At 63.2% G+C, this 22,710-nt stretch carries 22 protein-coding genes and 1 riboswitch; of the genes, 15 read left to right on the top strand and 7 right to left on the bottom strand.

Annotated elements, in window-relative coordinates; all coding sequences use genetic code 11:
* Positions 1–3: 3 nt before the first annotated feature.
* The 3 genes from yidC to GJW30_RS01140 all read left to right on the top strand — a co-directional run bounded on the left by yidC (position 4) and on the right by GJW30_RS01140 (position 3,008).
* On the top strand, positions 4–1,863 hold the full coding sequence (gene yidC, locus GJW30_RS01130) for a membrane protein insertase YidC (RefSeq protein ID WP_096350654.1): 1,860 nt from the start codon (positions 4–6) through the stop codon (positions 1,861–1,863).
* Positions 1,864–1,983: 120 nt separating this feature from the next.
* Entirely contained in the window at positions 1,984–2,637 is a 654-nt protein-coding gene (yihA, locus tag GJW30_RS01135; RefSeq protein WP_096350656.1) for a ribosome biogenesis GTP-binding protein YihA/YsxC, read from the top strand.
* Positions 2,634–3,008: a DUF423 domain-containing protein gene (locus tag GJW30_RS01140; protein ID WP_096350658.1), complete on the top strand. Its 375-nt coding sequence runs from the start codon at positions 2,634–2,636 to the stop codon at positions 3,006–3,008. Before yihA ends, GJW30_RS01140 begins: the two co-directional genes overlap by 4 nt.
* Here GJW30_RS01140 and GJW30_RS01145 read toward each other — a convergent pair.
* Both GJW30_RS01145 and GJW30_RS23080 read right to left on the bottom strand, forming a co-directional pair.
* A complete protein-coding gene (locus tag GJW30_RS01145) occupies positions 2,987–4,549 on the bottom strand; it encodes an alkaline phosphatase family protein (protein ID WP_197703759.1) in 1,563 nt (520 codons plus the stop codon). The genes GJW30_RS01140 and GJW30_RS01145 overlap by 22 nt on opposite strands.
* A 156-nt stretch (positions 4,550–4,705) precedes the next feature.
* Positions 4,706–4,837 (bottom strand): hypothetical protein, encoded by a 132-nt coding sequence (locus GJW30_RS23080; protein WP_283804849.1) that lies wholly within the window; start codon positions 4,835–4,837, stop codon positions 4,706–4,708.
* Positions 4,838–5,071: 234 nt separating this feature from the next.
* Here GJW30_RS23080 and GJW30_RS01150 point away from each other — a divergent pair, with 234 nt between their 5' ends.
* The 3 genes from GJW30_RS01150 (at position 5,072) to GJW30_RS01160 (ending at position 6,955) form a co-directional block, all read left to right on the top strand.
* Positions 5,072–5,698 (top strand): TetR/AcrR family transcriptional regulator, encoded by a 627-nt coding sequence (locus tag GJW30_RS01150; protein ID WP_096350662.1) that lies wholly within the window; start codon positions 5,072–5,074, stop codon positions 5,696–5,698.
* A gap of 89 nt (positions 5,699–5,787) precedes the next feature.
* Complete coding sequence (gene argB / locus GJW30_RS01155; RefSeq protein WP_096350664.1) at positions 5,788–6,675, top strand: acetylglutamate kinase; 888 nt, start codon at positions 5,788–5,790, stop codon at positions 6,673–6,675.
* Between the two features lie 22 nt (positions 6,676–6,697).
* Positions 6,698–6,955: a hypothetical protein gene (locus GJW30_RS01160; RefSeq protein WP_096350666.1), complete on the top strand. Its 258-nt coding sequence runs from the start codon at positions 6,698–6,700 to the stop codon at positions 6,953–6,955.
* On the opposite strand, the gene GJW30_RS01165 is transcribed toward GJW30_RS01160, so the two are convergent.
* The gene (locus GJW30_RS01165; RefSeq protein WP_096350668.1) at positions 6,921–7,361 is read right to left on the bottom strand and encodes a gamma-glutamylcyclotransferase family protein; all 441 of its coding nucleotides are present in this window, start codon (positions 7,359–7,361) and stop codon (positions 6,921–6,923) included. The genes GJW30_RS01160 and GJW30_RS01165 overlap by 35 nt on opposite strands.
* 62 nt (positions 7,362–7,423) lie before the next feature.
* Between GJW30_RS01165 and GJW30_RS01170 the strand changes: the two genes are divergently transcribed.
* Positions 7,424–7,675: a type II toxin-antitoxin system ParD family antitoxin gene (locus GJW30_RS01170; RefSeq protein WP_096350670.1), complete on the top strand. Its 252-nt coding sequence runs from the start codon at positions 7,424–7,426 to the stop codon at positions 7,673–7,675.
* The gene (locus tag GJW30_RS01175; protein WP_096350673.1) at positions 7,672–7,962 is read left to right on the top strand and encodes a type II toxin-antitoxin system RelE/ParE family toxin; all 291 of its coding nucleotides are present in this window, start codon (positions 7,672–7,674) and stop codon (positions 7,960–7,962) included. Before GJW30_RS01170 ends, GJW30_RS01175 begins: the two co-directional genes overlap by 4 nt.
* A 5-nt stretch (positions 7,963–7,967) precedes the next feature.
* Here the strand turns inward: GJW30_RS01175 and GJW30_RS01180 are convergent, their stop codons facing one another.
* The 3 genes from GJW30_RS01180 to GJW30_RS01190 form a co-directional block, all read right to left on the bottom strand.
* A complete protein-coding gene (locus GJW30_RS01180; protein ID WP_096350675.1) occupies positions 7,968–10,382 on the bottom strand; it encodes a transglycosylase domain-containing protein in 2,415 nt (804 codons plus the stop codon).
* 146 nt (positions 10,383–10,528) lie between these two features.
* Positions 10,529–10,927 (bottom strand): 5-carboxymethyl-2-hydroxymuconate Delta-isomerase, encoded by a 399-nt coding sequence (locus tag GJW30_RS01185; RefSeq protein ID WP_096350677.1) that lies wholly within the window; start codon positions 10,925–10,927, stop codon positions 10,529–10,531.
* A gap of 50 nt (positions 10,928–10,977) precedes the next feature.
* A complete protein-coding gene (locus GJW30_RS01190) occupies positions 10,978–13,740 on the bottom strand; it encodes a [protein-PII] uridylyltransferase (protein WP_096358586.1) in 2,763 nt (920 codons plus the stop codon).
* A gap of 230 nt (positions 13,741–13,970) precedes the next feature.
* Positions 13,971–14,048: riboswitch (SAM riboswitch) on the top strand.
* A gap of 89 nt (positions 14,049–14,137) precedes the next feature.
* Between GJW30_RS01190 and GJW30_RS01195 the strand changes: the two genes are divergently transcribed.
* From GJW30_RS01195 to GJW30_RS01225, 7 genes are all read left to right on the top strand, one after another.
* The gene (locus GJW30_RS01195) at positions 14,138–15,106 is read left to right on the top strand and encodes an aliphatic sulfonate ABC transporter substrate-binding protein (protein ID WP_096350680.1); all 969 of its coding nucleotides are present in this window, start codon (positions 14,138–14,140) and stop codon (positions 15,104–15,106) included.
* 234 nt (positions 15,107–15,340) lie between these two features.
* Positions 15,341–16,165, top strand: coding sequence for an ABC transporter permease (locus GJW30_RS01200; RefSeq protein ID WP_096350683.1), 825 nt, complete (start codon positions 15,341–15,343; stop codon positions 16,163–16,165).
* The gene (locus GJW30_RS01205) at positions 16,165–16,953 is read left to right on the top strand and encodes an ABC transporter ATP-binding protein (RefSeq protein WP_096350686.1); all 789 of its coding nucleotides are present in this window, start codon (positions 16,165–16,167) and stop codon (positions 16,951–16,953) included. Before GJW30_RS01200 ends, GJW30_RS01205 begins: the two co-directional genes overlap by 1 nt.
* Before the next feature lie 104 nt (positions 16,954–17,057).
* Positions 17,058–18,119 carry an alcohol dehydrogenase gene (locus GJW30_RS01210; protein WP_096350688.1) on the top strand — a complete coding sequence of 354 codons (1,062 nt, stop codon included), beginning with the start codon at positions 17,058–17,060 and terminating at the stop codon, positions 18,117–18,119.
* A gap of 70 nt (positions 18,120–18,189) precedes the next feature.
* Positions 18,190–18,600 carry a low affinity iron permease family protein gene (locus GJW30_RS01215; RefSeq protein ID WP_096350690.1) on the top strand — a complete coding sequence of 137 codons (411 nt, stop codon included), beginning with the start codon at positions 18,190–18,192 and terminating at the stop codon, positions 18,598–18,600.
* On the top strand, positions 18,600–19,115 hold the full coding sequence (locus GJW30_RS01220) for an OsmC family protein (RefSeq protein WP_096350692.1): 516 nt from the start codon (positions 18,600–18,602) through the stop codon (positions 19,113–19,115). Before GJW30_RS01215 ends, GJW30_RS01220 begins: the two co-directional genes overlap by 1 nt.
* 54 nt (positions 19,116–19,169) lie before the next feature.
* Positions 19,170–19,949 (top strand): hypothetical protein, encoded by a 780-nt coding sequence (locus tag GJW30_RS01225; protein ID WP_096350694.1) that lies wholly within the window; start codon positions 19,170–19,172, stop codon positions 19,947–19,949.
* Here GJW30_RS01225 and mutS read toward each other — a convergent pair.
* Entirely contained in the window at positions 19,946–22,663 is a 2,718-nt protein-coding gene (gene mutS / locus GJW30_RS01230; RefSeq protein ID WP_096350696.1) for a DNA mismatch repair protein MutS, read from the bottom strand. The genes GJW30_RS01225 and mutS overlap by 4 nt on opposite strands.
* Positions 22,664–22,710: the final 47 nt, after the last annotated feature.

The following is a 22,710-nucleotide window of genomic DNA, read 5'->3' on the forward strand; positions in this document are numbered from 1 at the left end:
ACCATGTTTGGCGGCGACCAGAAAAATATGTTCCTCGCGATCGCACTGTCCGCGGTCGTCCTTCTGGCCTGGCAGTTCTGGTTCGGCATTCCGCAGATGGAAAAGCAGCGCCAAGAAGCGCAGCGGCAAGCCCAACAGCAGCAAACCCAACCGCAGCCGCAAGCCGGCAGCGATGGTCGCCCGGTTCCGCAGGGAACGCCGGGTGCCGCACAGGCTCCGGGCGTTCCGGGCGCGGCTCCAGCCCAGGCCGCAATGACCCGCGATCAGGCGCTCGCCGCTTCGCCGCGCGTCGCCGTCGAGACCCCGCTCATCAAGGGCACCGTCGCGCTGAAGGGCGGCCGCATCGACGACCTCGCGCTGCTGAAGTACCGCGAGACGGTCGATCTGAAGTCGCCGCCGGTCATTCTGCTCTCGCCGATGGGCAGCCCGAACGCGTTCTACGGCGAGTTCGGCTGGACTGCCGACCCGGCTGCGAACATCGCGGTGCCGGGCACCGACACCGAGTGGAAGCAGGAAGGCGCCGGCGCTCTCGCCATCGGCAAGCCGATCGTTCTCACCTGGGATAACGGCGCCGGCATCCTCTTCCGCCGCACCATCGCGGTCGACGAAAACTATCTCTTCACCGTCAAGGACGAGGCCGAGAACAAGTCTGATAAGGCTGTCACGCTCTATCCGTATGCGCTCATCTCGCGCCACGGCACGCCGAAGACCGAAGGCTTCTACATCCAGCACGAGGGCCTGATCGGCGTGCTGAGCGAGAAGGCCGGCGAGTCGCCGAAGCTGCAGGAAGTGCACTACGGCGACGTCGAAAAGAAAAAAGAGATCAAGTTCGACACCGTCAACGGTTGGCTCGGCATCACGGATAAATACTGGGCCGCCACGCTGCTACCCGACGTGAAGGCCCACCTCAAAGCCCGTTTCACGGCTGACACCGTCAACAACGTCAAGCGCTACCAGACCGACTACCTGCTCGACGGCAAAGCGATTGCGCCGGGCGCATCCGCTTCGAACGAGAGCCGCCTGTTCGCCGGCGCGAAAGAAGTCGCCATTATCGACGCGTACGAGAAAGCGCTCGGCCTCAACAAGTTCGAGTTGCTGATCGACTGGGGCTGGTTCCACTTCGTCACCAAGCCAATGTTCGTCGTCATCGATTGGCTCTACAAATTCCTCGGCAATTTCGGTCTCGCGATCCTCGCCGTCACGGTGCTGGTCAAGGCCGTGTTCTTCCCGCTTGCCAACAAGTCTTACGCCTCGATGGCGAAGATGAAGGCCGTGCAGCCCGAGATGATGGCGATCCGCGATCGCTTCCCGGACGACAAGGTCAAGCAGCAGCAAGCGATGATGGAGCTCTACAAGAAAGAGAAGATCAATCCGCTCGCCGGCTGTCTGCCGATCCTGATCCAGATCCCGGTCTTCTTCGCGCTTTATAAGGTGCTCTTCATCTCGATCGAGATGCGTCACGCGCCGTTCTTCGGCTGGATCAAGGACCTCTCGGCTCCGGATCCGACCACCGTGTTCAATCTGTTCGGTCTCATCCCGTGGGATCCGTCGACCGTGCCGGTCATCGGCCACTTCCTGATGCTCGGCGTTTGGCCGCTGATCATGGGTGTGACGATGTGGGTTCAGATGAAGATGAACCCGACGCCGCCGGACCCGACGCAGAAGCTCATCTTCGACTGGATGCCGGTCATCTTCACCTTCATGCTGTCGAGCTTCGCAGCCGGCCTCGTGATATACTGGGCCTGGAACAACCTGCTCTCGGTGCTCCAGCAGGGCGCGATCATGAAAAAGAACGGCGCAAAGATTGAGCTCTTCGACAACATCAAATCGATGTTCGTGAAGGACAAGAAGGCGAGCGGGTAGTTCCGCGTTAAGTCATGGCCCGCTTCATGCGGGCCATCTACGTCTTCCTTGTTGAGCTTCGTAAAAGTAGAACGTGGATGGCCCGGACAAGCCGGGCCATGACGAAGGTCAACGGACGTCATGGCATCTTCCCCCTACACCACGCGTGAAATCGAAAACGGCCGCCTGCTCTTCAAAGGCGACTGGGATTTCCGCGCGGCCGCGGACGAGATCGGAAGGCTGCCGCGCCCGCAGGGAATCGAGATCGCGCTCGCGGGGCGCTCCAACGTCGGCAAGTCGAGCCTCATCAACGCGCTGACGACGCGCAAAGCCCTCGCGCGCACCTCGCACACGCCAGGCCGCACGCAGGAACTCATCTTCTTCAACAACGGCGAGAAATCGCCGGTGACCATCGTCGACATGCCGGGCTACGGCTATGCGGAAGCACCGAAGAAGAAGGTCGAGGCCTGGACCGGCCTCATCCACGACTTCCTGCGCGGCCGCGCCAATCTCGCCCGCGTCTACGTGCTGATCGATTCGCGGCATGGCCTGAAGCCGGTCGATACGCCGGTCTTCGACACGCTCGACAAAGCCGCCGTGAGCTACGCGATCGTGCTGACCAAGGCCGACCAGGTAAAGCCGGCCGAACTCGAGCAGCGCATGGAAGAGACCGCCGCCGCGCTCGCCAAGCGCCCGGCCGCCTTCCCGATCATCCTCGCGACCTCGTCACGCGACGGCACCGGCATTCCGGAACTGCGCGCCGCTGTGTCGCGTCTCGTCAGCGAGCGGAAATGATCCGCTTCCTTCTCATCTTGACCGGCGTGATGGGTGCGAGCGGTGTCGCGCTCGCGGCGGCCGCCGCTCATTACGCGTCAGGCGTCGGCCTCGACTCGGCCGCCTATATGCTGCTCTTCCACGCCAGCGCCGTCATCGCGATCATCGTTGCGGCCGAGCGCTCTCTCCTCAGCCGCACGCTCGGGCTCACGGCCGCGCTCGCTCTCGTCGTCGGCGCGGCGCTTTTCTCGGGCGATCTCGCGGTGCGCGCCTTCATGCAACAGAAGCTATTCCCGATGGCGGCGCCGATCGGCGGCATGCTGCTCATTGCCGGCTGGATCGTCGTCGTACCGGCGGCGCTGTTTGCGCGTCACCAGACGCCGAACAGGTAACCGCGCTTCTTTGCCGAACCTGTGCGCCGCTCGATCTCCGCATCCGAAATTCCGACGCGCGAGCGCAGCGACCGGAACCACGCGAACAGCCGCTGCTCCATCTCGATCAATACGCTCTCGTGCTTTCCGCCCGGCACCAGATCGGTGAGCTCCTGCGGATCGGTCACAAGATCGAAAAGCTGCGGCGGATATTCTTCATAGAAGACGTATTTCCACCGCTCGGTGCGAACCATATAGGCGCGTGCCTGATCGGGCTGAAGGCCGAGCGTGCGGCGCGCGTGACGCGGCGCGAAATCGCTGTCGCAAAAGGCCGCATCGCGCCACGGAGGCGTTTCGCCGCGCGCGAGCGGCGCGACCGAGCGGCCTTCGAGGCGATGCGGTTCGGCTTCGCCGCCGGCCCAATCCAAGAATGTCGGTGCAAGATCGATCGCCTCGACGAGCGCATCGACTTTTGATCCGCGCGTCGCGTTGGCGCTTGGCCGAGGATCGACGACGATCATCGGAATACGAACGATTTCCTCGTGGAAGAGATCTTTCTCGCCGAGCCAATGATCGCCGAGATAGTCGCCGTGATCGCTCGTCACCACGATGATCGTGTTGTCCGCGATGCCGCGCTTTTCGAGATGCGCGACGAGCCGCCCGACATGATGATCGAACTGGCTGATCAACCCCATGTAAGCCGGGATCACCAGCTCGCGCACTTCGTCGCGTGAGAAATTGACGCTCTCGTCGTGCGCCATGAAGGCCGCGACGACGGGATGCGGAGAAGCCTTCTCGGCATCGCTGCGATTCGCCGGGATGACATCGCGCGCCGAATACATGTCGTGATACGGCGCCGGCGCGACATACGGCCAATGCGGCTTGATGTAGGACACATGCAGGCACCACGGCCCGTCGGCTTCGTCGATGAAGCTGATCGCGCGGTCCGTCATATAAGCGGTTTCGGAATGCTCTTCCTTGACGCGCGCCGGACGCCCAACGTTGCGCATCGCCCAGCCTGAGAGCACTTCGCCGTTGTCGCCTTCAACCGAATTGGCGAAATCGTGCCACGGATTGTCTGAGCGATAGCCGAGCTGTCGCAGCCATTTATTGTAGGCCAGATTCGGATCGACCGATTGATCCGGATGCAGGCCGTCATCGCGCTCGTAAGGTTCGAAGCCGCATTGCGCGACTTGTACGCCGACATCCGAGTTCGGATCGATGCCGAGCCGCGCCATCCCCTCGTTGTCGACCGTCATATGCGTCTTGCCGACGAGCGCGACGCGCATGCCGAGCGGCCGCAGATAGTCGCCCATCGTCTTCTCGTCGATGCGCAGCGGGTAGCCGTTGTACCCCGCGCCGTGGCTCTCCGCGTAACGCCCCGTGTAGAACGACATGCGCGAGCCGCCACAGACCGGCGCTTGAATGAACGTCCGCGTGAAGTTCACGCCGCGCTTGGCGAGCGCGTCGATCACCGGCGTCTTGATGTGAGGATGTCCGTTACAGCCGAGGTAATCCCAGCGCAGCTGGTCGGCCATGATGAAAAGAATGTTCGGCTTCAAAGTCAGGCTCCGAAAAAGAGCCGCACTCTAGCGTTCCAAACCGAGCAGACAAAATAAAAGCGCCGGACGCCGACAGAGGGGGGAATGTCGGCAATCCGGCGCGCACACGGCTGGCAGAACCGTGCGTTTTAGAATTTTGGGGTTACGCCTTGTCCGTTAGGACCAAGCGATGAGGTTGGTCAGAACGTTGCCGCGTTTCGGCGCTTGGGCGCGAATGCGGCCCGACACTTCACGCAGCGATTTCTCGAGGGCAGTCACGTCGACGCGATCGGCCTTCATGACGGTCATGATCAGGGGGTCCTTAAGCACTTCGGACAAACTGGGTTCGGCAAAACAAGGCATTCCAAATCTCCTCTTCTTTGACCGGAACACCTGCAATCCCGAAGGACTTGCCCTAGTGCCACTTGTAAACGACGCTCTCACAAACCACGTGACAGGCGTACTGAAGCGTGTTACCGGTCAGTAACGTGATCAGGAAGGTACTGACCGGTAACACCTCTGTCAAGCCGAAATTTGAATGCCATGAGCACTGCTGCCAAAATCGTGATCGACCCGGTCACCCCGGACACCGGCGATAAGCCGAAAGTAGCGCCGCGCGAGCGTATCCTCGCGGCGGCCAGCGACTTGTTCTATCGCCAGGGCATCAAGAGCGTCGGCGTCGACGCCATCGCGGAGGCGGCCGACACCAACAAGATGACGCTCTATCGGCATTTCGGCTCGAAGGATGACCTTGTCGCCGCTTGCCTGCACCAGTTTGCCGACGAGGTGGCCCAATGGTGGCAGGAGATCGTCGATGCGCATCCGGGCCAGCCGCGCGAGCAGATCAAGGCCTGGCTGTCCGAATGCGGCGAATGCGTTACCGATCCGGAAGACCGGGGTTGCGCGCTGATCAACGCCGCTATCGAAATTTCCGATAAGGATCACCCGGCTCGGAAAGTGGTCGAAGACTTCAAACGCCGCGAACACGATCGTTTGACCACGCTTTGCGCGGACGCAGGCGCAACCGAGCCCGCTCAGCTCGCGGACGAACTGTTTCTTCTGATGGAAGGCGCCCGCGTCTGCTCGCAGAGCATGGGCCCCGAGGGTCCGAGCCAGCGCATGTGCCGTATGGGCGAGGTTCTCCTCGACGCAAGGCTGCCTAAGCCCTGACGCAAGTCAACTTAGACCCTGACCGCCCTTCCAAGCTCCCGTGTTGACCGCTACAACGGCGCGCCCGTTCGTCAACACTGGACTTTTCGATGACCGTCGCCTCCCCCGTTGAACAAGCCCGCATCTTGTCCGAAGCGCTGCCGCATATGCAGCGCTACGACGAGCAGATCGTCGTGGTGAAATACGGCGGCAACGCCATGGGCGGCGAATCGGCTGCGCGCGATTTCGCCCGCGATATCGTCCTGCTCGAGCAGACCGCAATCAATCCGGTGGTCGTGCACGGCGGCGGTCCGCAGATCGCCGACATGCTCAAGCGCCTCAATATCAAATCCGAATTCCAGGCCGGGCTCCGCGTCACCGACAAGGCCGCGATGGAAGTCGTCGAGATGGTGCTCGCCGGCTCCGTCAACAAACAGTTGGTCGCCGAGATCAACGCGGTCGGCGGCAAGGCCGTCGGCCTATGCGGTAAGGACGGCAGCATGGTGCATGCCCGTAAGGTCACGCGCATGGTGGTCGACTTCGACACCAAGCAGGAGCGCGAAGTCGACCTTGGCTTTGTCGGCGAGCCCGAGAGTGTCGACACCAAGGTGCTCGACGAGCTGATCGGCAAGGAGCTGATCCCGGTTCTCGCACCGATCGCAACGTCGAAGAGCGGCGAAACCTACAACGTCAACGCCGACACCTTCGCGGGTGCCATCGCTGGCGCGTTGAAGGCGAAGCGCTTCCTTTTGCTCACCGACGTGCCGGGCGTGCTCGACAAGAACAAGCAGCTGATCCCCGAACTCTCGGTCGACGAAGCGCGCCGCCTCATCGCCGACGGCACGATTTCGGGCGGCATGATCCCGAAGGTCGAGACCTGCATGTACGCGCTCGATCAAGGTGTCGAAGGCGTCGTCATTCTCGACGGCAAGGTGCCGCACGCCGTGCTGCTAGAACTCTTTACCGACCACGGCGCCGGAACGCTTATTCACAAGTGAGCTGAGTTTTCAGAAACGACATATGACGCAAGCATTTATTGTTTTCATCGCGATCGTCGGCGCCATTTCGGGCGTCGTCGTCGCGCAATATCCGGCAACGAGCAATTACGCCCTGTTGTGGATCTTGATCGCGATGGCGGTTTTCGAAGCCATCGTCGGCGCGATGCGCGGGATCCAACTCGGCACCCTCGTCACCATGCCGCAACGCATGCTCGGTCTCGCCATCGGCGTCGCGTTGCTGATGGTTATCCCGATGCTGATGACGAAGAGCGCGGCGTAACGAGGTTTTCCTCCGCGACGTGCCGGAGAAAATCGCCCGACGCGATGCGCGGCAAGCCATCCGCCGCGCGATTGTAGAAATACACCCACGCCTGCACGTCATCGTTGTCTAACGTCACTGCGTGCAACCGCCGCGCAAACTCGTACGGCTGCGCGTCGTTCACCCCGCAGCCTTCGTAGTCGTCGAGTGCGCGCATCAGCGCTTCGTCCGTGACGCGGTAGAGCTCGCCGGCCACGCGATCCTGCGTGTCGTTGGACTCGATGATCCCTGGGTAATGCGCGACGAGATAAAGCCGGCCCCGGCAAAACGCCGGCCCAATGAATTCAGCCTCGGCGTGCAGTCGCTGCGCTATCGGATGATCGTAACCGCTCAGTAATGTGCCAAAGACAAAGAGAAAATCGGACATACCTATACTCGCAACCAATACGAAATTTTGGTACCTTCTAACGGTCAGCTCGGAGGTCCTCAATGGGCAAACACACGTCTTTCAGCCTTGGTGACCATTTCGCCACCTTCATCGACGAGCAAATTGCGCAGGGTCGTTATAGCAACGCGAGCGACGTCGTTCGCGCCGGCCTGCGCCTGTTGGAAGAGCAAGAAGCAAAACTTGCTAGTCTCCGAAGCGCATTGATCGAAGGCGAGAATAGCGGAGCATCGACACCGTTCGATTTCGACGAATTCATCGCCGGACAGCGCAAGGGTGAAACGCGCCGCAAATGAAACTGTACGTTTTATCGCCGCGAGCACGCGACGATTTGCGAGCGATTTGGAAATTTACAGCCGAGCGATGGAGCGTCGATCAAGCCGAGCGCTACACGCGACAGATTCAACAAGCGATTGAAACAGTCTCCGCAGACCCGGCTGCAGGCCGTTCATGCGACCTCATTCGGGCCGGCTACCGAAAATTTCCGGCTGGATCTAACGTGATCTTCTTTCGCGAGACGCCCGATGCGATCGACATCGTACGCATACTGCACGCACGGATGGATTTCGAACGTCATCTTTGAGCGCATCAGCGCGAGCCGAACAACTTGTCGATGAACGAGCGTTCTTCCGACGCACCGGAATTTGCCGGCGGGCGATACTGCGCGCCTTGCTGCGGCACCGAACCGGTCACGCCCGGAATGCCGCCCGGCGGCCGCGGACCGCCACCTGACGGGATTGCACCTGGCGGCACCGGACGCGAGGGCTGCGCCTGTTGCGGCTGCTGCATCGGATAACGCGGTTGCACGGCCGATGGATGACCGCCGGACGGATACGCCGCCGGCACGGCCGCGGGTGCTCCCGGCGGCGGCAGCGGCGTGCCTTGATACGGCTGCTGCGGATAGCCCGCCATCGGCGGCTGCGGTGCGAAGCGCATGCCGACACCTGGCAGCTCGACTGGTTGCGCATTCTGGTGCGCAACCTTCATGAAGCGGCTCCAGATGTCGACCGCGAGGCCGCCGCCCGACGCTTTTTCGGTCGGCGAGGAATCATCGTTGCCGAGCCAGACACCGGTGACGAGATTGCCCGTGTAGCCGATGAACCAGGCGTCGCGGAAATCCTGCGACGTGCCGGTCTTGCCGGCGGCCTGCCAACCCGGCAAGTCGGCTTTCTTGGCGGTGCCGGACGTCACCGTCTCGGCCATCATCTGATTCATCATGCCGACGTAGCGCGCTTCGATGATGCGGCCGAGCGAAGCCTGATCGCGGCGATAGAGAATCTTGGCATTCGCGCCCTTGATGCGCGTGACCACATGCGGCGTCATCATGATCCCGCCGTTGGCGAACGGGACGAACGCCGACGTCATCTCGAGCACCGAGACTTCCGACGTGCCGAGTGCGATCGATGCGTTGGGCTCGATCTTCGACGAGATGCCAAGGCGATGCGCGGTCTGCGCAACCGCCTTCGGGCCGACTTCCATCGTCAAACGCACCGCGACCGTATTGAGCGAAGTCGCCAGCGCGCGCTGCAGCGTTACGGGCCCCGCGTATTGCCGCGTGTAGTTTTTCGGCTGCCAGCCCTTGATATTCACCGGACTGTCTTCGCGGATCGAGTCGGGCGTCAGGCCGGCTTTTTCGAGTGCGGTAAGATAGACAAACGTCTTGAACGACGAACCTGGCTGACGGCGCGCCGCCACCGCGCGATTGAACTGGCTCTCCGCGTAATTCTTGCCGCCGACGAGTGCGCGCACAGCACCCTGCGGCGTGATCGCAACGACAGCGCCTTGCTCGACATCGAGCTTCGCGCCCTTGGCGTTGAGTTCGTCGGCGAGCGCCTTCTCGGCGGCGGCCTGCATCACGGGATCGATCGTAGTTTCGACCACGATGTCCTGCTCGAAGCGGCCGATGAGATCGTCGAGAACGTCCATCACCCAATCGGCGACGTAGCCGGCAGACCCGCTGCCGACAACCGCTTTCGCGACCTTGGCCGGATTGGCCTGCACGGTCTTCGACATCTTCTCGTCGATGAAGCCGGCGTCCTGCATCGCGGCGACGACGAGCAACGCGCGCTTCGCGGCGCCTTCCGGATTACGCGTCGGCGCGAGGCGCGACGGCGACTGCACCAGACCGGCGAGCATCGCGGCTTCCGCGACCGTAACCTGCCGCGCGGACTTGCCGAAGTAGCGCTGCGACGCAGCCTCCACACCATAAGCGCCGGAACCAAAATAAACGCGGTTGAGATAGAGATCGAGGAGCTGGTCCTTGGTGAACTTCCGCTCCAGCCACAGCGCGAGGACGAACTCCTGCGCCTTGCGCTTGAGCGTCCGCTCCTGGGTGAGGAAGAGGTTTTTCGCAAGCTGCTGCGTCAGCGTCGACGCGCCTTCGCGCATCCGGCCGCGCGTCACGTTCGACACCATCGCGCGCGCGACGCCGATCGGGTCAAGACCGAAGTGGCTATAGAAACGCCGATCCTCGATCGCGATGAAAGCTTTCGGCAGATAGCCGGGCAGTTCCTTCAGCGGCACCGCAGCGCCGCCCATCTCGCCGCGCGTCGCGAGCGTCGATCCGTCGATACCGACGATCTGCACGCTCGGCGGACGCGGCGGAACTTCCAGCGATTGGATCGGCGGCAGATGCGCGAACACCCAGATCAGCATGCCGCCGCCGGCAAGACCGACCCACAGCATCAACACGGCAGCCCAGTAGAACAGGCGCTTCAGCGGCCCACGGCCGCCACCCGACCCGCCACGGCTCGCTTTGCCGCGACCGCTTTTGGTAGCGCGCGCGGAACCACGTGAATCGTCGTTGGCGGCTTTCGGGCTGCGGGAACGGGCAGCGCGCGGCGCTTCGATGTCAGATTCGGAAGCCGCGCCTTTGGAAGCTTTGCGTTCGGGGGCACCGCCGACGCGGTCTTCGGCATTCAGCCGCAGCTGCATACCGGGCGTCGGCGTCGCGTCGAACAACGGTTCGCGCCGCTCACCTTTTCGCCGACCAGAGGCCGCCATCACTCGAACCCGCCGCAATACATCGCCCGCCCAGAGCGAGCGCAATCAGCAAGCTAAATGCGGCGGTTTAAGGGGTGGTTAAGTAAAGCAGACTTGGCGGTCCACACACGTAAAGATTGCTGTGAATGAGTCATAGCTAACGATCGTTAACGATCGGCTTTAGGACGCCGCAGCCGGTCATGCATGACATTGCGCTTCCAGCTGAAATCCGGATCGATCTCGCGGATCTCAAGCGTTAACGCGAAATGTGGCGACGCGAACAGCGGCGCGCACAGCGTCGACACCGCCGCGAAGATCGATTCGCCGAGCCGCTGCCGGGCTTCGCGCGGCCGCCCCGCCTCCATCCGGAGCGTCAGATCGATGATCGCGTTGTCGGGATGATCGTCCGCGATCGCGAACGTATCGAGCCGGATTGCGCGAACTTTCAGCGCGCCTTCGCGAAACAGTCCCGATGCCAGCGCCGCGAGTCGCACCGCATTGCAGAGAGCCTTGAGATCGATTCGGCCTTCAACATTCGCCGAGTACTCAAAAATAAGATGCGGCATTGCACCACCCCGGAATAATGCCCGGAGACTAACACAACCATTCCGCGAAGTTAGTCTGCTTTTCGTTCGAAGAGGTGCAGCAGCGCCCGCTTGATAGCCGCTTGCCGCTGCGGCGCGGCGATCTTCGCGCCCATCAAATCGGTCACGTAGAACACGTCGACGGCGCGCTCGCCGAACGTCGCGACATGCGCCGACGCGATGTTGAGGTTGAGCTTCGAGAGCGTCGCGGTGAGTTCGTAGAGCAGGCCCGGCCGGTCGAGGCCGGTGACCTCGATCACCGTGTAGCGGTTCGACCAGGAATTCTGGATCAGCACCGTGGGCTCCAACGCGAAGGCCCGGATGCGCCCACGGCCGGCGGCACGCTTGGCAACGACTTCCGGCAGCCGCATCTCGCCCGCGAGCGCCTTCTCGATCGTGTCGGCGATGCGCGTCGCGCGGCGTTCCTCGTCGTGATCTTCCGGGAACTCGCGCGTGATCGTGATGGTGTCGAGCGCAAGCCCGTCGGTCGTCGTGTAGATCTGCGCGTCGACAATGTTGGCACCGCCCGCCGCGCAGGCACCCGCGATGATCGAGAGCAGGCGCGGATGGTCGGGCGCAAGCACGATCAGCTCGGTGACGCCGCGTGATTTATCAATCGCGACGCGTGTCGCGAGCTTCTTCTGCGCAACGTCGGCGGCTCGCATGAACCGCGCATGCGCGATCTTGGCTTCGAGGTCGACCTTGAGCCAGTAGGCCGGATATTGCCGCACGATATAGGCTTCGACGGCTTCGCTCGGCCAATCCTTCAGATTGATGCGGAACTCCTGCTGGGAAGCATCGACGCGTTGCTGGCGATTGACCTCGGAGAAGCCGCCGGTGAGCACCGGTTCGGTCTCGTAGTAGAGCGTGCGCAAAAGCTGCGCCTTCCAAGAATTCCACACGCCCGGGCCTACCGCGCGAATGTCGGCCGTCGTCAGGATGGTGAGCAATTTCAGACGCTCGAGCGACTGCACGACAGCCGCGAAATTCTCGATCGTCTTGCGATCCGACAAATCGCGCGACTGCGCGATCGTCGACATCGTCAAATGCTCTTGGATCAGCCACGCGAGGAGATCCGTCGCGCCCGCGTTGAGACCGAAGCGTGGCCCAAGCCTGCGCGCGACTTTCGCGCCCGCGATCGAATGATCCTCCGGCCGCCCCTTAGCGATATCGTGCAGGAACAGCGCGACGAACAGCACGCGGCGATGCTCCGGCTGGATCGATTTTACGAGCTCGTTGGCGAGCCCAAGCTCCGGCTGATCGCCGCGCTCCATCGCGGCCAGAATTCCGATGCAGCGCAGGAGATGCTCATCGACCGTGTAGTGATGATACATATTGAACTGCATCATCGCGACGACGCGTCCGAAATCCGGAATGAATTTTCCGAGCACGCCGCCTTCGTTCATGCGGCGCAGAACAATCTCGGCTTCTTCCGACGTCAGGATTTCGACGAACAATTTATTGGCTTCGACGCTATCGCGCAGATCGCTGTCGATCAGCTTAAGCGACCGCGTGATGAGCCGCATCGTGTCCGGATGGAAAGCGAGGTTATGTTTCTGCGCCAAGCGGAACATGCGGATCAGATTGACGGGATCGCGCTGAAACACATCGGCGTGTGCCGCCATGATGCGATTCTTGTCGACGACGAAATCGTCGCTCTCGCGCAGCGTCCTGATCGCGCGCGGGCGGATGCGCGCAACGAGCCGGTTGAGCATCGGCTGCGGTTTTGCCTGACGATCTTCCAGATGCGCGCACAGGATCGCGGTCAAATCGCCGACGTCCTTCGCCATCAGGAAGTAGTGCTTCATGAAGCGCTCGACGTCCTGCTGGCCCGGATGCTCCGTGTAGCCGAGCCGCACCGCGATCTCGCGCTGGATGTCGAACGACAGCCGCTCTTCCGCACGGCCCGCGACGAAATGGATGTGGCAGCGCACCGACCAGAGGAAATCTTCGCAGCGGCGGAAGATGCGGTATTCGGTGCGATCGAACACACCCTTCTGCACGAGCTGCTCGGTCTCGCCGACCTGGTAGACGTATTTCGCGATCCAGAACAGCGCATGCAGATCGCGGAGGCCACCCTTGCCTTCCTTGACGTTCGGCTCGACCAGATAGCGTGATTGACCACCGCGGCGGTGCCGCTCTTCGCGCTCCTGCAGCTTCGCCTCGACGAAGTCGGGGCCAGTGCCCTGCACGACGTCTTTCTGGAAGCGCGTTTGCAATTCGTCGAACAGCGTCTTGTTGCCGAGGATGTAGCGCGCTTCGAGGAGACCAGTGCGGATCGTCATGTCGGCTTTCGCCTGCCGCACGCATTCGTCGATCGAACGCGTCGCGTGACCGACCGTCAGCCCCATGTCCCACAGGCAATAGAGAATGCTCTCTGCGATCTGCTCGCCCCACGCGGTCTGCTTGTACGGAAGCAGAAACAACAGATCGATGTCGGAGAACGGCGCCATCAACCCGCGACCGTAACCGCCGGTCGCGACGATCGCCATGCGCTCGGCGTCCGACTGATTTTCCGACGGATAGAGATGCTCCCGCGTAAAATCGTAGACGGCGCGGATGATAGCATCGTGCATCTCGCACAGCCGCTCAGCGCAGCCACGCCCGTGGCGATCCTGCAGGAGCAGCCGCTCGGCTTCCTTTTTCGCCGCGATCAGACGCGCTTTGAGATGCTGCGATACCGCCGTGCGCAGTTCGGAATCGCGATGCTTGCGGGCAAGCTCGGCAAGCTCGGACGCGAGTTGAGCGGGGTCGAGCAATTCTGGTTCAGGCGTTTTTAGTGCGGCGACCGACATGGAGTCTTCCGTACCGAAGCCGCGACCACCTGTCATGCCGGATGATTGTGCGAACGCTTCGCCATCAAACGATTTCTGACACCAGCCACGGTGAGGACCGTTCGGAGTACAGAACTAATTCGAGCCCCGACGCCTCAGTTGGAGAATATTCTTCTACAACCGGGATGCGAGAGAGAAACGCTCTCGCGCTCTGTCGAACCGGTTTGACGACCGCCCGAAAAGCTCATAAATGACTGAACAGCGCCGATTTGAGCGACAGCTTGCGGGCGCTTAACAAATGCAGCTAAAGCGGCTGGGGTGCCCGGACGCGACGCTGAGTTGGCGGGCAACCCCCGCCTCCCATCCTGGGTTTCGTTCTTCAAAAGAAACGAACGCCCAAACGATTAGGAGGTCTTCGATGACCCTGTTTTCGCGCCGTTCTCTCCTCGCCTCCGCTTTCGCAGTCGGCCTGCTACCGTCGAGCGTGCTGTTTGCCGCCGACAAGCCGAAGGAAATCCGCATCGATTGGGCAACCTACAATCCGATCTCGATCGTGTTGAAGGACCGCGGCCTGCTCGAAAAGGAATTCGCCAAGGACGGCATCACGATCCGCTGGGTCCAGTCGGCCGGCTCCAACAAGGCGCTCGAATTCCTCAACGCCTCCTCGATCGACTTCGGCTCGACCGCAGGCTCGGCGGCCCTCGTCGCCCGCATCAACGGCAACCCGATCAAATCGATCTACGTCTATTCGCGTCCCGAATGGACCGCGCTGGTCACCGCGAAGGGCTCGCCGATCACCAAGATCGAGGACCTGAAGGGTAAGCGCGTCGCCGTCACGCGCGGCACCGACCCGCACATCTTCCTGGTCCGCGCGCTCGCCAGCGTCGGCCTCTCCGAAAAGGACATCACGCCGGTGCTGCTGCAGCACGCCGACGGTAAGACTGCGCTGATCCGCGGCGACGTCGCGGCCTGGGCCGGCCTCGATCCGATGATGGCGCAGGCCGAAGTCGAGGACGGTGCGCAGCTGTTCTACCGCAACGCCGCCGCCAACACCTGGGGCATCCTCAACGTGCGCGAAGCGTTCCTCAAGGATCATCCGGAACTCGTCGCCCGAGTGCTGAAAGTCTACGAGGAAGCCCGCAAGTCGGCGAGCTACGACGACGTGAAGAAGGCCTTCATCGCCGTCACAAAGCTGCCGGAAGCCGTCGTGGACAAGCAGCTCAAAGAGCGCACCGAGCTGACCCATTCGAAGATCGGCGCGCCGCAGAAGGAGACCATCCTCGCGGCTGGCCTCGCGCTGCAGCAGGCCGGCGTCATCGACGCCAAGGTCGACGTGAAGGCAACCGTCGACGCGCTGATCGACGAGAATGTTCCGCTGACGAATTAAGTAACGCTATCGGTTTGCTTGGGGCACGATCCCTCTCCCGTTCACGGGAGAGGGTGGTTTGCGGCGCGCAAAGCGCGCTACGCAAACCGGGTGAGGGGAATTCTTGAGCTCTGGGTTTGCGGCCTGCCCTCACCCCAACCCTCTCCCGCAAGCGGGAGAGGGAGCGCCGACGCCCTACATCCATGACGACCTAGTCCATTTGCAATTTCGGCCTTCCCCATGTCTTTAGCCGCCATGACCGTCACGGCCGAACGCCAAGCAGCAACCAGCGGCGCCACCGCGCGCGGATTGTCGACCGCGTCGAAGTGGCTCCTCGGTCTTGTCCTGCCGGTCGGCCTTGGCCTCATCTGGGAACTCTGCGTCCGCTCCGGCCTCTCCAACGGCCGCCTCGTGCCGCCGCCGTCGGTGATCTTCGCGACGCTTTCCGAGCTTGCGCGCACCGGCGAACTCTGGCGCCACGCCTCGGCAACCATCTGGCGCGTCGCGCTCGGCTTCATCCTTGGCACCGTCGCCGGCACGTTGCTCGGCGCGCTCACGGGCTATTCCACATTCGCCAACCGCCTGCTCGATCCGACGCTGCAGGCACTCCGCGCCATCCCGTCGATCGCCTGGGTGCCGCTCTTCATTCTCTGGCTCGGCATCTTCGAGGAATCGAAGATCACGCTCATCGCGGTCGGCGTCTTTTTCCCGGTCTATCTCGGTGTGATGGGTGCGATCCTCTCGGTCGATCGCAAGATCGTCGAAGTCGGCCGCATCTTCCGCCTCTCCGGCCCCGCGCTGGTGCGCCGCATCCTGCTGCCCGCCGTGCTGCCGTCCTACATCGTATCGCTACGTTCCGGCCTCGGCCTCGGTTGGATGTTCGTCGTCGCCGCCGAATTCATGGGTGCGTCGGAAGGCCTCGGCTTCCTCCTGATCGACGGCCAGCAGCTCGGCAAACCGGCGCAGATCGTCGCTGCCATCATTGCCTTCGCGGTGCTCGGCAAGGCAACCGACACGCTGCTGGCGCTCGGCTCTGCACCCTTCCTGCGCTGGCAGGACGCTTACGGAGCGCGCGGCTGATGCTCGCCATCGATCACGTCGGGAAGACCTACGCCAACGGCGTCAATGCGCTGGAGCGTTTCACGCTCGACGTAACGCCGGGCGAAATCGTCGCAGTCGTCGGCGGCTCCGGCTGCGGAAAATCCACGCTGCTGCGACTCATCTCCGGCCTCGACACGCCGACCCACGGCAACGTCGCGCTCGACAACACACGCATCTCGTCCCCGCACGAAAAGATCGGCATCATCTTTCAGGAGCCGCGCCTGCTCCCGTGGCTTACCGTCGCCGACAATGTCGGCTTCGGCCTCGCGCATTTGCCGAAACGCGAACGCGATCAGCGCGTGACACAGGCACTCGCCCGCGTCGGCCTCTCCGACAAGGCGAAGGTTTGGCCGCGCGAACTCTCCGGCGGCCAGGCGCAACGCGTCGCGATTGCCCGCGCGCTCGTGCCACGACCAGAGGTGTTGCTGCTCGACGAGCCCTTCTCGGCGCTCGACGCCTTCACCCGCGCGGACCTGCAGGACCATCTGCTCGGCCTCTGGGCGGAGCTGAAACCGACGCTCGTCATCGTTACGCATGACGTCGAGGAAGCCGTCGTTCTGGCGGATCGCATCATCGTGATGCGCCCGCATCCGGGCCGCTTCTTCGAAGAGATCCAGACTGCGGACCTGCCGCGGCCGCGCGAGCGCCAGTCCGCCGCTTTCGAGTTCGCGAAACGCCGCGTGCTCGCCTCCCTCGACCGTTCGCTCGATCGGTCGAAGATCACCAACGACCTCGAAACCGCGGCGCCGTCCGGCGGCTGGTGGTAGGCGACGCGCGCGCGATGCGCGCCAGCGCCGCACCGATTGCACTTGTGTAACGTTGCAACGCCTGGCTAGTCTCTCGCCCGCAAAAAGAATGCGGGAGAGAAACTATGCTGAGTTACGACGTCTGCGAATGCTCCGCGCCGCTGCAGCGGATGGAGCGTCCGACGCCGAAGCCGAAGGGCACGGAAGTTCTGCTGGAAGTTCTCGCAGCGGGCGTCTGCCACTCCGATCTTCACATCTGGGACGGTTATTACGACATCGGCGCCGGCAAGGTGCTCAAGCTCGCCGATCGCGGCATCAAGCTGCCGCTGACGATGGGCCATGAGAATGTCGGCCGCGTCGTTGCGGTCGGCCCGCAGGCGAAGGGCGTTAAGGTCGGCGATGTCCGCCTGGCGCATCCCTGGATGGGCTGCGGCAAATGCGCGGTCTGCAAGCGCGGCGACGAAAACCTCTGCCTGAAATCCGGCAACCTCGGCGTCCAGCGCCAAGGCGGTTACTCGACGCATCTGATGATCCCGCACCCGCGCTATCTGTTCAAAATCGGCAAGCTCACGCCGGAAGTCGCGGCTCCGCTCGCCTGCTCGGGCATCACGGCCTTCAGCGCGCTCAAGAAGTTCGATCCGAAAGTGCTCAAAGACGAGCCAGTCGTCATCATCGGTGCCGGTGGCGTCGGCCTGATGGGCGTGACGCTGGCGAAGAAGATGGGCGCCAAGACCATCGTGGTCGATATTGATCCGGTCAAGCGCGCGGCCGCCAAGAAAGCCGGCGCCTCGAAGGTGATCGACGGTTCGGCGGCTGATGCGGTCGCGCAGATCCAGAAGGCAACCGGCGGCGGCGCTTGGTCGGTGATCGACTTCGTCGGCTCGTCCGCCACCGTGAAGCTCGCGGTCGACAGCATCATCAAGGGCGGCAGCGTCGTCGTCGTCGGCCTGTTCGGCGGCGACATCACGGTGCCGACGCCATATCTGCCCATGCGCGCCATGACGCTTCGCGGCTCCTATGTCGGCAGCCTTTCGGAGATGAAGGAGCTGCTGGCGCTCGTGTCCAAAAAGGGCGCACCGCCAGTGCCGATCAAGACCCGCAAACTCGCCGACGTGAACCAGACCCTCAACGACCTCCGCGAAGGCAAGATCGTCGGCCGCGTCGTTCTGGAGCCGGCCGCGGCTTAAAGGCGCCTTTCGACGGAACACCCTGGTGCGGCCGCGGGTTGAGCCCGCGGCCCTCATAGGAGCTCCGCCGATGCAGAAATCCGACTGGTTCACCCGCTTTTCGTCCGCAATCGCGACTTACGCGGGACGCCCGATCACCTTCGCGATGGCGGTGGCGACTGTTCTCATCTGGGCGGTCGCCGGCCCCTTCGCCGGGTTCTCGGATGTCTGGCAGCTCACCATCAACACCGGGACGACGATCATCACCTTCCTGATGGTCTTCATCATCCAGAACACGCAGAACCGGGACACGGCAGCCCTCCATATCAAGATCGACGAGCTGATCCGCGCCAGCGACAAGGCGCACAATTCGCTGCTTGACCTGGAGGAACTGACGGAAGAAGAACTGTGCGAATTCCGCGAAAAGTATGAGGCGTTGGCCCGCCGCTCACGCGAGACCGGCAAGGCCAAAGTGCCGCTCGAAGTCGATGGAGACACATGATGGACGCCGCCGCCCTCCGCGCCATGCAGGCGCCGATCAAGGACAAGTACAAGACCGATCCCGGCGCCGCCATGATCACGCTCAAGGCGAAGGGCACGCTCGACGATCAGAACATCTCCTGCAAGGTCGAGACTGGCCGCGCCATTCAGGCCGCCGGCCTACACCCGAAGTCGGGCGGCTCGGGCCTCGAACTCTGCTCCGGCGACATGCTGCTTGAAGCGCTGGTCGCCTGCGCCGGCGTGACTCTGAAGGCGGTCTCGACTGCGCTCGAAATTCCGCTACGCGCCGGTCACGTGACGGCGGAAGGCGATCTCGATTTCCGCGGCACGCTCGGCGTTGCGAAAGACGCGGCCGTCGGCTTCGAGGAAATCCGCCTCCGCTTCGATGTCGATACCGACGCGCCGCAGGAAAAGCTCGACCAGCTCCTCAAGCTCACCGAGCGCTATTGCGTCGTCTACCAGACGATCCGCAACGGCCCAAAGGTCAGCGTCACGATGGCGCGAGCAGGGCAGTAGGACTTCGGCAGTGGGCAATCGCTCGACTGCCGACTGCCCACTCCCTATTGCCTGATGTTCTGGATCTCTCTCCTCGCCAAAATGGCGATCACGGCGACCTTCGTCGTGTCGGTCTCCTTCATGGCGCAGCGCGTCGGCCCACTCATCGCCGGCCTCGTCGCAGCGTTGCCCATCTCGGCTGGCCCCGCTTACGTCTTCCTCGCGCTCGATCACGACGCGGCGTTCATTTCGCAAAGCGCGCTCACCAGCATGGTGACGAACGTCATCACGGCGGTCTTCGCGCTGACTTACGCAGCGCTCGCGCAGAAGCGTGGCGTCGTCGAAAGTTATCTCAGCGCCATCCTCGTTTGGGCCGTGCTCGGCTGGCTGCTGCAGCAAGTGTCGTGGACCGTGACGCTCGCCTTCATCGCCACCGCGGCCGTGTATGTGCCGTGCATCGTGTTGTCGCGGCGCTATCGCGCGGTGCCGATGCCGCCGTCGCAGCGTCGCTGGTTCGATCTTCCGCTGCGCGCCGCGATGGTCTCGGCGCTCGTCTTCGTGCTGGTGATGTCCAGCCCATACGTCGGACCGGTCGGCTCCGGCATGATCGCGGTGTTTCCGATCGTGCTCTCGAGCCTGATCATCATCCTACACCCGCGCGTCGGCCCGCTGCCGACCGCGTCCGTCATCGCCAACACGATTCCGGGTTTGCTTGGCTTCGCAATCGCGTTGGCCTTCCTGCACATGACCGCCGAGCCGCTCGGAGTCTGGCTCGCAATGACGATCGGCTGCGCGATCTGCATTCTGTGGAGCTACGGCGCTTACGCGTTGCGCCAGCGCGGTTTCCAGATCTAATTTTTCGCTGCTTTTGCCTTCAGCTGATACAGCGCTTCGAGCGCCTCGCGCGGCGATAGATCGTCCGGATTGATCGTCGCAAGCGCCGCCGCAATCTCCGCTGCCGCAGGGTCGGCGGAAGCCGTCTTCTCAGTAGGCTTCACCGCAGCGAACAACGGCAGATCGTCGATCAGCCGCCTTGCCGGCGACATGCGATCTTCCGCTTCGAGTTGCGCCAGCACGACCTTCGCTTTCTCGATCACCGGCATCGGCAATCCGGCGAGCTTCGCGACTTGAATGCCGTAAGAGCGATCCGCCGCGCCGGCGACGACCTCATGCAGGAACACGACATCGCCCTGCCATTCCTTCACGCGCACCGTAGCGTTGTGCAGCCGCGACAGCCGCGCCGCGAGCGCCGTCAGTTCGTGATAGTGCGTCGCAAACAATGCGCGGCTGCGATTGACCTCATGCAGATGCTCGATCGCGGCCCACGCGATCGAGAGGCCGTCGAAGGTCGCGGTGCCGCGCCCGATCTCGTCGAGGATGACGAGCGAGCGCTCGGTTGCCTGATTGAGAATTGCGGCGGTCTCGACCATCTCGACCATAAAGGTCGAGCGCCCGCGCGCGAGATCGTCCGCCGCGCCGACGCGCGAGAACAGGCGATCGATCACACCGATCGTCGCGGACGTCGCGGGCACGAAGCTGCCCATCTGCGCCAGCACGGCGATCAACGCGTTCTGCCGCAGGAACGTCGATTTACCGGCCATGTTCGGGCCGGTCAGCAGCCAGATGCGCCCTGGCCCTTTATCGCGCGGCGGTGACAGATCGCAATCGTTGGCGACGAACGGCCCGCTGTCTTTCAGCAATGCTTGCTCGACCACCGGATGACGTCCGCCCGCAATCGCGAACGACAGATCGTCCGAAATCGTCGGCCGCACATAACGCTGCTCGACACTGAGTTCGGCCAGCGCCGACGCGACATCGAGTGCGGCGAGCGCCTGCGCGGCCGCCTTGATCACATCGATTTCGAGCATCACGCGCGACGAGAGTTCCTCGAACAGTTCGAGTTCGATCGCGAGCGCGCGGTCACCGGCCGTCGATATCTTGGCTTCGAGTTCGCCGAGCGTCGTCGTCGTGAAACGCACCTGCCCGGCGAGCGTCTGGCGATGGATGAAGGTCTGATTGAGCGGCGCCGTCAGCAGCTTGTCGGCGTGCTGCGCGGTCACCTCGACGAAATAGCCCAGCACATTGTTGTGCCGGATCTTCAGCGCTTTGACACCGGTCTCCTCCGCATACTGCGCCTGCAGCTGCGCGATCACGCGCCGCGATTCATCGCGCAGCGCACGCAATTCGTCGAGCGGCGCCGCATAGGCCGCGCGGATGAATCCGCCATCGCGCTTGAGCAGCGGCAGATCGTCGTTGAGCGCGCGCGTCAGTTCCGCCGCGCCGTCGCGATTGATCGCCGCCAACGCTTCGATATGCGCGGATATCTCGGCAGTCCGCTCCGGCCAAACGCCAAGCGCATCGCCTATCGCCGACGCCGTCGTCAAACCATCGCGGATCGCCGCGAGATCGCGCGGCCCGCCGCGTCCCACAACGAGCCGCGACAGCGAACGCGCAAAGTCCGGACAGCCGCGCAGCGTATCGCGCAAATTCCACCGCGTGCTGCGATGCGTGGCAAAAGCCTCGACCGCATCGTGCCGCGCGACGATCATCGCGACATCCGTCAGCGGCGCAGATAACCGCTGCACCAACAGACGCGATCCGGCCGACGTCACGGTGCGATCGATCGTCGCCAAGAGCGAACCCTGCCGGTCACCGCTCAGCGTCACGACGAGTTCGAGATTGGCGCGCGTCGCCGCATCGATCGACAGCACAGCACCGGCGCTCTCGCGCGACGGCGGCGACAACGGCAGACGTTTGCCGAGCTGCGTGCGCTCGACATAAGTGACGCAAGCCGCAGCCGCGGTGAGTTCCGGCCGCGACATCGGACCGAACCCCGCCGTCGTCGCAACGTGGAAGAAATCGGAGAGCCGGCGTTCCGCCGTCGCGCCGTCGAACACATCGCGGCCGAGCGGCGTCACATGGCGGAATTCGCGCCAATACGGCACCCAGTCGGTTTCGCCATAGAGCGCGTCCGAGACGATGATCTCGCCGGGCGCGAGCCGCGCGACCTCCGCCTGCAGCCCGATCCGGTCGCGCTCCGCAACGCCGAACTCGCCGGTCGAAATATCGATCCAGGCGATCGCGTAGCTGTCGTCGCTCGAGCCGCGCGCCCGCGCGATGGCCGCGAGGTAGTTGTTGCGCCGCGCATCGAGCAGCGTGTCTTCGGTCAGCGTGCCCGGCGTCACCAGCCGCGTGACGTCGCGCCGCACGACGCTCTTCGGCCCGCGCTTCCTCGCCTCCGCCGGATCCTCGATCTGCTCGCAGACCGCAACGCGGTGGCCAAGCGCGATCAAGCGATGCAGATATTCGTCGGCCCGCTCGACCGGCACGCCGCACATCGGGATGTCTTCGCCGAGATGTTTGCCGCGCTTGGTGAGCACGATCCCGAGCGCGCGGCTCGCGATCTCGGCGTCCTGAAAGAACAGCTCGTAGAAATCGCCCATCCGGTAGAACAGCAGCGAATCCGGATTGGCGGCTTTGATCTCGACATACTGCTCCATCATCGGCGTCACGCGCGTCGATGCGTCGCGCGCGGGGTCCTGCCGTGGAGAGTCTGAAACAGCGTCCATTTTTATGATTTAGCAGAGCCCAAGAGCCAAATCAGCGCTTTCCAGCC

The organism is Variibacter gotjawalensis, from assembly GCF_002355335.1.
GTDB lineage: Bacteria > Pseudomonadota > Alphaproteobacteria > Rhizobiales > Xanthobacteraceae > Variibacter > Variibacter gotjawalensis.